Source organism: Methylobacter sp., assembly GCF_004322395.1.
In the GTDB taxonomy this organism is placed as follows: Bacteria; Pseudomonadota; Gammaproteobacteria; order Methylococcales; family Methylomonadaceae; genus Methylobacter_A.
Genome location: NZ_SCTW01000101.1, coordinates 64,669 through 76,850, shown reverse-complemented (window position 1 = coordinate 76,850; position 12,182 = coordinate 64,669). Strand labels below are relative to the sequence as shown.

Annotated in this window: 9 protein-coding genes; all 9 read right to left on the bottom strand. The window is 46.8% G+C overall.

Annotated features, from left to right (window positions below):
• A partial coding sequence (locus EPO18_RS14085) for a hypothetical protein (protein ID WP_292434245.1) occupies positions 1-105 on the bottom strand: 105 nt, incomplete at its 3' end.
• 13 nt (positions 106-118) lie between these two features.
• Positions 119-952, bottom strand: a complete 834-nt coding sequence (gene kdsA, locus EPO18_RS14080; protein WP_292434241.1) for a 3-deoxy-8-phosphooctulonate synthase — start codon at positions 950-952, stop codon at positions 119-121.
• The gene (locus EPO18_RS14075; protein ID WP_292434240.1) at positions 949-2,583 is read right to left on the bottom strand and encodes a CTP synthase; all 1,635 of its coding nucleotides are present in this window, start codon (positions 2,581-2,583) and stop codon (positions 949-951) included. Before EPO18_RS14075 ends, kdsA begins: the two co-directional genes overlap by 4 nt.
• Before the next feature lie 164 nt (positions 2,584-2,747).
• Positions 2,748-4,112 (bottom strand): tRNA lysidine(34) synthetase TilS, encoded by a 1,365-nt coding sequence (tilS, locus tag EPO18_RS14070; protein ID WP_292434238.1) that lies wholly within the window; start codon positions 4,110-4,112, stop codon positions 2,748-2,750.
• A gap of 14 nt (positions 4,113-4,126) precedes the next feature.
• Positions 4,127-5,092 carry an acetyl-CoA carboxylase carboxyl transferase subunit alpha gene (accA, locus tag EPO18_RS14065; RefSeq protein WP_292434236.1) on the bottom strand — a complete coding sequence of 322 codons (966 nt, stop codon included), beginning with the start codon at positions 5,090-5,092 and terminating at the stop codon, positions 4,127-4,129.
• A gap of 327 nt (positions 5,093-5,419) precedes the next feature.
• A complete protein-coding gene (locus EPO18_RS14060) occupies positions 5,420-7,549 on the bottom strand; it encodes a C13 family peptidase (RefSeq protein ID WP_292434234.1) in 2,130 nt (709 codons plus the stop codon).
• Positions 7,550-7,760: 211 nt separating this feature from the next.
• Entirely contained in the window at positions 7,761-9,068 is a 1,308-nt protein-coding gene (locus EPO18_RS14055) for a replication-associated recombination protein A (RefSeq protein ID WP_292434233.1), read from the bottom strand.
• An 80-nt stretch (positions 9,069-9,148) separates the two neighbouring features.
• Complete coding sequence (lolA, locus tag EPO18_RS14050) at positions 9,149-9,775, bottom strand: outer membrane lipoprotein periplasmic chaperone LolA (RefSeq protein ID WP_472850901.1); 627 nt, start codon at positions 9,773-9,775, stop codon at positions 9,149-9,151.
• A gap of 17 nt (positions 9,776-9,792) precedes the next feature.
• On the bottom strand, positions 9,793-12,138 hold the full coding sequence (gene mrcB / locus EPO18_RS14045; protein ID WP_292434229.1) for a penicillin-binding protein 1B: 2,346 nt from the start codon (positions 12,136-12,138) through the stop codon (positions 9,793-9,795).
• Between the last annotated feature and the right edge of the window lie 44 nt (positions 12,139-12,182).

Sequence of the window (12,182 nt, the reverse complement as noted above, 5' to 3'; positions counted from 1 at the left end):
CGCGCTGCCGATCACGCCGGACGCTAAAGTCACGTCCGCTTCCAGAGTCGGGTTGCCGCGTGAATCTAAAATTTCTCTTGCACGAATATCTACTATTGCAGTCATTATTTTTCCTTATTTAGAGAGTTGTTTCGATTAGGCTGGTAGTTTTTACCGCCTTGTCGATAGTTAGTAAAATTTCCAGTAATTCTTTCATTCTATGTAACGGCCAGGAGTTAGGACCGTCACTTTTTGCTTCCGCAGGATTCGGGTGCGTTTCCATAAATAGTCCGGCAATGCCCACTGCAACAGCAGCTCTGGCTAATACCGGTACGAATTCGCGTTGTCCGCCTGATACCGTGCCTTGTCCGCCGGGCAATTGCACCGAGTGAGTCGCATCGAAAACCACCGGACAACCGGTATCACGCATGGCCGCCAAAGAACGCATGTCGGAGACTAGATTGTTATAACCGAAAGATACGCCGCGCTCGCAGACCATAATCTGCTGATTTCCGGTTGCCTTGGCTTTATTGGCGACATGCACCATATCCCAAGGCGCCAGAAACTGGCCTTTTTTGATATTAACAGGAATGCCATGAGAGGCAACTTGTTGAATAAAATTGGTTTGCCGGCACAAAAACGCAGGCGTTTGCATCACATCAACCACTGCTGCGACTTCGGCCAGCGGCGTATCTTCATGCACATCGGTCAACACCGGCACGCCGATTTGTTGTTTGACTTTTTCCAATATTTTAAGCCCCTGCTCTACGCCGGGACCTCGGTAACTTTCGTGCGATGACCGGTTGGCTTTATCGAACGACGACTTGTAGATAAAGGGGATGTTTAATGCTGCTGTTAATTCTTTTAACGTACCCGCAGTATCCAGCGCTAACTGTTCGCTTTCAATAACGCAGGGACCGGCTATCAAAAAAAACGGCTGATCCAGACCTGCTTCAAATCCACATAACTTCATTTTACTGCGCCTTTTTTATGTTCAACAGCTGCAACTACAAACCCTGAAAATAGCGGATGGCCTTTTCTGGGGGTTGAGGTAAATTCCGGATGGAACTGGCAGGCCAGAAACCACGGGTGATCGGATATTTCAACTACTTCGACTAAACGCCCGTCAATAGACTTACCGGAAAAACGCATACCAGCCTTTTCCAGTTTTTCCAGGTACTGGCTGTTAAACTCATAGCGATGACGATGCCTTTCGGTGATCACATCTTTCTGGTAAAGCAGGAAAGCCAATGAATCGGATTGTAACCGGCATTGCTGTCCACCCAGACGCATGGAACCGCCTAAGTCGGATTCTGCATTGCGAATTTCCAACTGGCCGTCTTCAGACATCCATTCGGTGATCAAACCAATCACAGGATGCGGCGATTTAGGTAAAAATTCGGTGCTGTGCGCGCCTTCCAGACCGGCTGCATCGCGGGCGAACTCGATAACGGCAACCTGCATTCCAAGACAAATGCCCAGATAAGGAATTTTATTTTCCCGAGCATATTTAACCGTAGCAATTTTGCCTTCTACGCCGCGTTCGCCAAAACCGCCGGGCACCAGAATGGCATCAAGGCCCTTCAACGGGGCGACGCCTTCATCTTCTATCGTTTCAGAGTCGATATAGACGATGTTGACTTTAGTGCGGGTACGAATACCGGCATGAATCAATGCTTCATTGAGTGACTTATAAGCATCGGAATGATCGACATATTTACCGACGATAGCGATAGTCGCTTCGCCATCGGAATGCTCCAGTGCATCGACAACGGCTTCCCATTCGGACAAATCCGCAGAAGGAACATCCAACCGCAGCTTGTTAACGACAATTTCATCCAAGCCTTGATCGCGGAGCAACAACGGAATTTTATAGATCGAATTGGCATCCACCGCAGAAATAACCGCTTTTTCTTCTACGTTAGTAAACAACGCAATTTTACGACGCTCACTAAGCGGTATTGCTTGTTCCGAACGGCAAATCAAAATATCCGGCTGTATGCCGATACTGCGCAATTCTTTTACCGAATGCTGGGTCGGCTTGGTTTTAATTTCACCGGCGGAACGAATATATGGCACTAACGTCAAATGTATAAACAGTGACCGATCGGAACCCAGTTCAAAACGCATCTGCCGGATAGCTTCCAGGAAAGGTAAAGACTCAATATCGCCTACCGTGCCGCCGACTTCAATCAAGGCAACATCGACCCCTTCAGCGCTTTCATAAACTCGACGTTTAATTTCATCGGTAATATGCGGAATAACCTGAACAGTAGCGCCTAAATACTCGCCTTTACGCTCTTTGCGCAAAACGCTTTCGTAGACTTGTCCTGTTGAGAAACTGTTCTTTTTAGTCATCGTGGTTTTAATAAACCGCTCATAATGGCCTAAATCGAGGTCAGTTTCGGTGCCATCCTCTGTAACAAATACTTCGCCATGCTGAAAAGGACTCATCGTGCCCGGATCGACATTGATGTAGGGATCAAGCTTAGTCATGGTGACTTTGAGGCCGCGCGATTCGAGAATAGCGGCTAATGAAGATGCAGCAATGCCTTTGCCAAGAGACGAGACAACGCCACCGGTAATGAAAATGTATTTTGTCATGTAGGATTTTTAGTTCATAAGATGGGTTGAGGCACGAAGCCCATCAACCGCGAACGATGGACTTCCCTTCATCAGCCCATCCTAATAGATCTGATGAAGTTAGGTAAAACCAGGGTATTTTAATCGACAATACGATTTTCGTCATTGTCTTTCGGGCTTAATTCTTAACTTTGTAATTGAAAACTGATGCAAGCCTGCGTTTTTTCGCTATAGAATTCCGCGCTGATCCATTTATCACCGACTGCAGCAAGCTTATCATTCAAGTAAATTAACGGTATTACATCCCTTTCCCACGGCGGAATACCTGCTTCTTGAAACAAATTTTTCAACGAATGATGACCTTGTCGCCCCGGCAAACGGATTTTTTCACCGCCACAGCGAAACCTCACCTCGACATTAGCAGCCAGCCACTGCTCACTGGATATTCCTTTTGAAGACGGCACACAACGCAATGTCCGCTCATGACTGATTTTTATCGATGCTTGCCCGGTCGGCCAAACACAATCTCGCGGCACTTCTTGATTTAAATGCAATTGATTAATCAAGCAATACAGCTTATCCCGGTAGCGACGAATACGGTAACCCAGTCCTGACGATTCCGGATCGCGATGCCCAGCGGCTGCAACCACCTGACTTAGAATCCGCCCGACCTTAGCTTGCGAGGGCATTTTCAGCCCCAACTGCCGAAACCAATGCCTGATAATAAGTTGCTGTTGGTGATTGTGATGTTCGGTTAACCGACTGAGGCACAGCGTCTTATCTGCCGGATTAAAAACCTCAGCAAACAACTCATCCGACACTTCATCGACTAACACCTGGGCATCTGCACAATGCTTAGCCGAACGCGCTACAGTTTTATCGATTGCCGGCCAACGTTGTTTCAGTAACGGAACAACCGCATTGCGCAGAAAATTACGGTCATAATCGTTGCTCTGATTACTGGGGTCTTCAACCCAACTTAATTGATGCGCATCGGCATAATCGTTTATCGCCTGTTTGGGCGTATTCAACAAAGGCCTGAGCATAACTCCTGCCCCGAAAGCCGCGCTCTCAGGCATTCCGGAAAGTCCGCGCAAACCGCTGCCGCGAAACAGTTGCAGCAGCACCGTTTCAAGCTGATCTTCCCTATGTTGGGCGAGCAACAACACATCATCGACATTAATTAACGATTTAAAAACCGTGTAACGAGCGTTTCTGGCGGCTTCTTCAGGGCTTTCGCCTAGCGTTGGCTTAGCATTAACCCGAAATGTTAAAAACTCAACACTCAGATCTCTAGCCGTTTTTTCGCAGTGCCTGGCCCAAGAATCAGCCTCTGCCTGCAAGCCGTGATGCACATAAACTGCGGTGAGCTTATCTTTGAGTTGGGATGTCGATGCACATAAATGCAGCAAAACATGGGAATCCACACCGCCGCTATAAGCGACATAAAACCTTTGCCGCTCGTTTCCAATATCAAGTTGCTTAAAAATACTGCTGCAAAAATCCTTGTAGAGACTCGATCCTTCAACCTTTCGTCTTTCGCCTTGCACCTTTCGTCTACGATTTACTTTCCGGATTCCTCAAAAACCCCAAAATCCATAATCCGCTGATAGCGTTTTTCCAGCATCTTATCGATTGGTTGTTGCGTCAAGTCATTCATATGACGAACCAGCGCTTCTTTTAGATTCATGGTAATAGCTTTAAAATTCCTATGACCGCCACCTAAAGGCTCCCTGACAACTTCATCCAGAAAACCCTGCTCACGAATACGATCCGAAGTAATCCCCATCGCCTCGGCCGCCATTTGCGTTTTATCCGGGCTTTTCCACAGGATAGATGCGCAACCTTCCGGAGAAATAACCGAATAAGTGCTGTACTCCAGCATGATTAAACGATCGCCGACACCGATAGCCAGCGCGCCGCCGGAACCGCCTTCGCCGATAATGGTGCAAATAATCGGTGTTTTCAGCTTGGCCATTTCAAACAGGTTTCTGGCGATGGCTTCGCTCTGGCCGCGTTCTTCCGCGCCGATGCCCGGATAAGCCCCCGGTGTGTCGATCAGGCAAATGACCGGCATTTTAAAACGCTCGGCCATTTTCATCATGCGCAATGCCTTGCGATAACCTTCCGGGCGCGGCATACCGAAGTTGCGGTAAATCTTTTCTTTAGTGTCGCGGCCTTTTTGATGACCGATCACCATAACCGGCTGCCCATCAAGGCGCGCCAAACCGCAAATGATCGCAGGATCGTCGGCATACGCACGGTCACCGTGCAGCTCATAAAAATCGGTAAAAATGTGTTCCACATAATCCAGTGTATACGGACGGCCCGGATGGCGGGATAACTGGGAAATCTGCCAATCGGAAAGATTGGTAAAAATCGACTCTGTCAGCGCCTGGCTTCGATCTTCCAACTGCTTAAGCGCATCGGAGATATTAATGTCGTTGTCGAACTGCACATTGCGGAGTTCTTCAATTTTCGCTTCTAATTCAGCGATGGGTTGTTCGAAATCGAGAAATTTTAGATCCATGTAGTCTTAATCAGAAGAGTTGTTACAGTAGCCGGTAATTTTATAGAAAATTGGCAATTAATTCTAAATAAATTACTGGCTCTGAATTAATGAAATACGGAAATTATAGATCCATTGCTTCATAGTAGATTGCTCTTACCCTACACACTATGATGCGGCGCGAAATAATTAAGACAATATGTCGGGGGCGAACGAACATGCTTAAAATGGTCGGCAGCAGCGGTCAACTCTCGCTAGGGAAGCGCTGACCGTTCGCAGCAAAGTAGTTTGCCTAGCGGGTTAAAGTCCCGTCCAGGGGTTGTCTATGCACCTTTGATAGGCTTGTGTCTATCGCTCTAGCATAGTCAATTTTGCTTGAATCGCCTTACCTACAAAAAGTTGCGGCAAAGAGGCAGGGCTATCGGCTTGTTCTGTTTTCTCCCGGTCTGCGATTATTTTTTGTGCTGTGCTAAAGGCTTTGACAAATGAACGTTCATTTTTGAGGGCTTGTACAAAGTAGGCATCGCCAAAGTAAGTGTACTGTTCTTCATTGCTACAACCAAAAGAGCGCCGATCTTTACGTGCGGCGGTCAGAATAAGAGTGTTGTCGTCTTTTAACACATCAATAAATCCGCCAGAGTAACAGGCTGAAACAACAATGATGCGGTTTTTTATGCCGGCTGTGTCTAAAATCTCTTTAACTTTGCTTGCGGCGACGTTATTCATTTTGAACGGATAAAATGCTGTTGATATTTCAAAAGTATCTGAACCGTGTGAGCTTAAGTATAAAAACAACACGTCTTCATCAACATCCATTAATTTGGAAACGCCACCCGCTGCGCTAGCAAGGTTATGCGCGTTTGCCAAAGGCGTGGTGTTGACGGTGTCTTTATAATTTATAAGCACGGCTGAACGGCCCAGCGTGTCATATGTTTTATCAAAAAAATGTTGAGCATAAAGAACTTCGTTTGCAAAGACCTTTTGTTTGGCGCTGCCTGCAAAACCGATGAAGTATAAGTCTACGATGTCTTTACGCCCGGGTTTAAGCTGTGACAGCATCTTGCTGACTAACTCGGGCTGTTGGTAATAAATAGCTTCCTGGTCAATTTTTTGCTCTTCCCCGCTTTGAGATTGCTTTCGGTAATCTTCAGTAAAGAAAGTCTGTTGACTCAGCCAACCTGGGGTAACGAGCACCAAAAAAACATAAACAGCCATTAAATAAATTAGGCTATGACTGGGTAAACCATACAAAAGCCACAGACAGCGTCCCACCACCAACAATCCCCAGGCAACTTTAATACTCCATAAAATCCAAGCGAACTTAGAATCGTCCGTGTACCAAGGCTGCTGATAGAGAAAAGCTAAGACTATAAAATAGAGCGCCGTTACCACCACAACCGAAGAGAGCAGCATGACCATTAAACGCTGCCATCCAGAGCTTGCTGTCAAGTGGCCGATGGTGACTATGGTCAGCAAAAATAATACAAAACCAGCCGCATAGTCTGATATGCCGTACACATCCAGCATTTCATTTGGAAAATAATAACTCAAGTCGTAACTGGCAATGACAATAACATCAACAAGGACCAAGCCTATGATTTGGCTAATCCGCACTTTAAAATCAAGAGCTTGTACCTTGTAAAAGAAGGCCAGTTTAATGCCCGATAACAAGTTCGCGTACAAATCTCGACAAAACGATTTTTGCTTAATCCCTTGCAAGACATCGCTTTGCAAGGCCAAACCATGATTATCGGGATGGCAGGCCCAATAACGGTTCACTTCTTCAACAAAATGCTCCAGCTGAAAATCTTTGAAGCGTAGCAACACGGAGCGAAGATTTTTAGCTCCCGGAAGTGAAATGGCCGGTGTTTTAGCAGTGCGCTGTTTGTACAGTAAAGATGCTGGCTTTCCGACATTGCGACGAGTCATTAGTCGCCGGGTAATTTTTTGTCTAATGCTTGGGCTGGGATGGACAAAACATTTTTTAGTAAATAAAGCGAATTCCTGCTCATCTTCAGTGCGGATGGCACGTTTAGGAATACAAATAGCAACGCTACGTTTTATAAACAAATACCAAGTGTCTTCAGTTTGAGTGAGCGCAAGCACTGAAGACCATGGGTAAAATCCATATTTTTTACCCACAGAAACTGAAATGCCTGCGGCGTTAAGTTCCCATCGGTATTCGCCGCTTGCTTTTTCATACCATTTTTTAGCGCCGCCGCGCTTTAGGAATACGCCCGCCATCAGTGGCGATAATAAAAAAAGTGCACCCGATAGAATCAGCAATCCAAAATGGGCTGCATCCAGGCTCTCAAAATTACTTGAAAAGTAAAACCACCGGGATAAGCCAGTAAAATAAAAACCTATCAATAGCCATAATAAAACACGCGCAGAACGGTTGATTTTGCTTTGTTTTTGAATAAATTCCTGATATTTCAGAAAATCATCTGCGCTTTGAGTACAGGCTAATTGTATCATGAGGGAAACCTTGGAATGAATTTGAGGTCGCGTTTATTTTAGTTTACTTTCTAAGAAACGTGCGGTGCTAAAGTATATTCCAGGGCGAACGCATTAAAAGGGCTTGTGTCGTGCATTTATTCAATACGTACCAATAACTTACAGTTTCAACAAATATTTGTAAGTAATTGCTTTTTAATGTCTATTATTGAAATGTCAACAGAACCTAAGGTTAAGTCGCATTCTTGTCTAACGCTTTCAAGTGCTTCAGTTTTTCCTTGATCTTGATTTCCAGGCCCCTGTCTACCGGCTGATAGTATTGCCTGCCTGCCAACTCATCAGGAAAATAATTCTCCCCGGCCGCATAGGCTTCCGGTTCGTTATGGGCATAGCGGTATTCTTTGCCATAATCCAGCGATTTCATCAGCTTGGTCGGCGCATTTCTTAAATGTACCGGCACACCCAGACTGCCGCTCTGTCTGGCATCGGCCATTGCCGCGTTGTATGCCATATAAACGGCGTTGCTTTTCGGCGCACAGGCCAGATAAACGACAGCTTGCGCCAAGGCCAGCTCGCCTTCCGGGCTACCTAAGCGCTCTTGGGCTTCCCAGGCGTTGATGCAAATCTGTAAGGCTCTTGGATCGGCATTGCCTATATCTTCGGAGGCCATCCTAACGACGCGCCGGGCCAGATAGGACAAGTCGCAGCCGCCGTCCATCATCCGGCACAACCAGTACAGCGAGGCATCGGGCGAACTGCCGCGCACGGATTTATGCAACGCCGAAATCTGGTTGTAAAATTCTTCGCCTTGATTATCGAAACGCCGTACGCCACCCGACAGCACTTCTTTGGCAATGGCTTCATTAACCGCTTTTCCGCCTTTGGCGGATGCAAGTTCTACGGCAATTTCCAACAAGTTGAGCAATCTTCGGGCATCGCCATCGGCTGCTTGGGCGAACTGCTGTTTTATTTCATCGGCCATTTCGATAGCCAATCCGCCCAATCCGCGCACTTTGTCGACCAGGGCTTTATCGATCACCGCCAATAAATCATCGGGCGTTAAGGCGTTAAGCACATAGACTCGCGCCCTGGACAATAACGCATTATTGAGCGCGAAAGACGGATTTTCGGTAGTTGCGCCGACAAAATAAACCGTGCCGTCTTCCACATGCGGCAGGAAAGCATCCTGTTGAGACTTGTTAAAGCGATGCACCTCATCAACGAACAAAATGGTGCGCCGATGTTTTTCCAGCTGAATTTTTTTGGCCTCGGCGACTGCCGCCCTGATTTCCTTAACGCCTGATAACACGGCCGAAATCGGCATAAACTCGGCATCGGAATGTTGGGCAATGAGTCTTGCCAGCGTGGTTTTGCCGGTGCCGGGCGGCCCCCAGAAAATCATCGAATGCAAACGCCCCGAAGCTATGGCTTCATAGAGCGGCTTGCCGGGTTTTAAGATATGTTGCTGTCCGACATAGTCGGCTAACTCTCTCGGCCGCATCCTGTCGGCCAAGGGCGTGGTTAAGTCATCGAAAAGCATAAGAGCAGGCTAAAGGCAAAAGACGAAAGGCTAACGGTACATATAGCTTGCGCCTTTTGCCCTTCGCCCTTTGCCTAAATTCAATCCGAGAAAACATCGACACCTTTAGGCGCTTTAAACTCGAATAACGTCGATTTTAACGGCGGATTCAAAATAACATTGGAAAAATAAATCCGCGTCAGCTGCCCGAAATTATCGCTCAACTCCATGCCGCCCAATGAATCGTTATTCAAACCGATCAACACATATTTAAAGCTGCTTTCCTGGTTCTTAGGCAATAGTTTTACCCACATTAAATCGCCATCGACACCTTGTTGCTCCATAGTGAAATTGTCTTCCAGCGATATTTCGCCGCTTAACAACAATGCCGGCGTTGAACCTACCGACTCATCCAGTTTTTTTACGGTAACCTGCTCCAGATCGGTATCGTAAAACCAGACTTTTCCAGACGTAGATATTATCTGTTGCTGGAAGGGCTTCAAGTAATCCCAGCGGAATTTCCCCGGCCGTTGCAGGTAAAAAACGCCGTAACTGGTTTGAGTCGGATTGCCCGCTTCATTAATCAATACTTGCTTAAAATCGGCGCTGAGTGATTTTGTGTTCTTTAAAAATGCTTTCAACTGCCGAACAGGTTTATCTTCTGCATAGCCCGAAGCATTAAAAAGCAACATTGCTATCAAACCGGCGAAAATAGTAATTTTTTTCATATTCATATATAGCCTATTCAATTATGCGGTAGTAAATTGTTAATCAATGTTTCAACTTGATTAACAGGCGAGTCTACACATGGCGATGATTCTTCCGGCTCTGAGCCGGCAATAAAAGGATACTGTTTGGCTCCGGAGCAATTTTCATTCGCCAGCAGGCCATTAGCCGGATCTACCCAGACTGTCCTGATATTTTCCGGCGAAATCAGCGTCACTGGCTGAGTTGAAATCTGCCTCATTAGCGAAGTCCAGACTTGCAAAGCACCGCTGGCACCCGTCAATCCGGCCGGCTTGTTGTCGTCACGACCGATCCAGACCACCGATAAATAATCGCCCGTGTAACCGGCAAACCAGCTGTCTTTGGAATCGTTGGTTGTTCCAGTTTTGCCGACCAAACCATAGTCTGCCGGAAAAGATGAGTACGCCGAACGTCCGGTGCCTTCATGCATCACTTCCTGCAATATGGTATTAACAATATAGGTTACCGATGGATCAAGCACCTGCCGCACTGTAAACGGATAACTTTGTAAACGGGTGCCGTCGGCAGCAACCACGGCCCTGATGCCCTTTAGCGGCGTTGCAAAGCCGTCGCCGGCCAGCGTTTGGTATATCTGGGTGACTTCCATCGGCGTGAGTTGTGCAGATCCCAGCAGGAACGACGGAAACAGGTCAATCGATCGAGTGATGCCCATGCTTCTCAATGTTTTAGCGACCCTGGCAACCCCGATATCCATCCCTATCCGAACCGTAGCCAGATTATAGGAATGCGCCAGCGCCGTATGAAAACCTACCACGCCATGCTCTTCATGGTCGTAGTTTTTAGGGCTCCAGTCGTTGCCTCCAGCCCCTTTTATAAAAATCTCCGTATCACTGACCGGCGTGGCAATGGTGTATTTATCGGGATATTCCAACGCTGTTAAATACACGACCGGTTTTATCAATGAGCCTATCGGACGGACCGCGTCCAGGGCACGGTTAAATCCGGTACTGGCTACTTCACGACCGCTCATCAACGCGGCTATTTCACCGCTGTCCCTACGCGTTACTACAGCGGCCGCTTCAAGGTCGTTGGCTTTAGGCAGCTTCTCCAACTGATCCAGTTTTTTAGACAGCGTATCCTCCAACGCATCCTGAACCCGCGTATCCAGCGTGGTAAAAATCTTCAAACCTTCGGATGTTAAATCTTCCTCCTTGTATTCTTGTCTTAATTGTCGTTTAACCAAGTCAAGAAAGCCAGGATAGCGGTTAGTCGAGCGGTGGGTATTGGCGATCACATTTAAAGGCTTTGCTGATGCCACAGTCGCCTGCTGTTTAGTGATATAACCTTCCGCTTCCATTTCTTCCAGCACCAGATTGCGCCGTTGCAAAGAGCTATCGGGATAACGCCTAGGATCATACTCGGATGGTCCGCGTACCAGCGCAATTAACGAAGCGATATGCTCCAACGGCAGATCCTTTAACGAACCGCCAAAATAGAATTCGCTGGCCAAACCAAAGCCATGCACGGCGCTGGCGCCATCTTGTCCCAAATAGATTTCATTCAAATACGCTTCGAGTATCTCATCCTTGGTGTAGCGATATTCCAAAATCAGCGCCATCAAGGCTTCTTTTATTTTGCGTTTCAGGCTGCGTTCGGATGTTAAATAAAAGTTTTTCACCAACTGTTGGGTAATAGTGCTCCCGCCTTGCACCATATGGCCGGCAAGTACATTCATCCACACCGCCCTGGCAATGCCCTTAAATGAAATGCCGATATGCCGATAAAAATCACGATCCTCTGAAGCCAGCAATCCTTTAATCAACGCATCCGGCGCTTCTTCAAGCTTAATTAAAATCCGGTCTTCTTTTATTTGAGGATATAGGCTGCCGATCTGCACAGGATCGAGCCGCACAATGGCAAGGTCTTTGGTTTGCGTCGCATCGACAATATTGGCGATGCCCGCGGCATTGAAATTCACCCGGATGACGCTGCTGGGTTGCAGTTGATCCCAGAAAGTAAATTCCCTGGTTTTTAAGCTGACTTGGGAACCGTTTCTAAAATACGTACCTTCCGAAGACAAGTGAGTATCCAACCGATAATGCAGCGTTTGCAATAATTCTTCAAACTTGGCGGAACTTAGATTGTAGCCCGCATATAGCTCGACAGGGCTGGCATAAACCCGTGCCGGAATAGACCAGCGTTTGCCTTCAAATTGAGTGCGCACATTGTAATCCAGATAGCCTAGATAACTCACCAATATAAACGCGAATCCAGCTATGGAAAGTAACACTGAATTCCTAAACCAATGCGAAGCCGATTTTTTGGATGCCGTTTTTTTAGTGTCGTATCGACCTGATCCGCGCTTTTTCGTTTTTTCTGCCATAACCTCTTACAACATTATTTTAATTACGATTGCTATTATACATA

Excerpts from the sequence above, each read along its gene's own strand:
- lolA (WP_472850901.1), bottom strand. The coding sequence starts at position 9,775 with ATGAAAAAAATTACTATTTTCGCCGGTTTGATAGCAATGTTGCTTTTT.
- EPO18_RS14075 (WP_292434240.1), bottom strand. The coding sequence starts at position 2,583 with ATGACAAAATACATTTTCATTACCGGTGGCGTTGTCTCGTCTCTTGGC.
- kdsA (WP_292434241.1), bottom strand. The coding sequence starts at position 952 with ATGAAGTTATGTGGATTTGAAGCAGGTCTGGATCAGCCGTTTTTTTTG.
- EPO18_RS14060 (WP_292434234.1), bottom strand. The coding sequence starts at position 7,549 with ATGATACAATTAGCCTGTACTCAAAGCGCAGATGATTTTCTGAAATAT.
- mrcB (WP_292434229.1), bottom strand. The coding sequence starts at position 12,138 with ATGGCAGAAAAAACGAAAAAGCGCGGATCAGGTCGATACGACACTAAA.
- accA (WP_292434236.1), bottom strand. The coding sequence starts at position 5,092 with ATGGATCTAAAATTTCTCGATTTCGAACAACCCATCGCTGAATTAGAA.
- EPO18_RS14055 (WP_292434233.1), bottom strand. The coding sequence starts at position 9,068 with ATGCTTTTCGATGACTTAACCACGCCCTTGGCCGACAGGATGCGGCCG.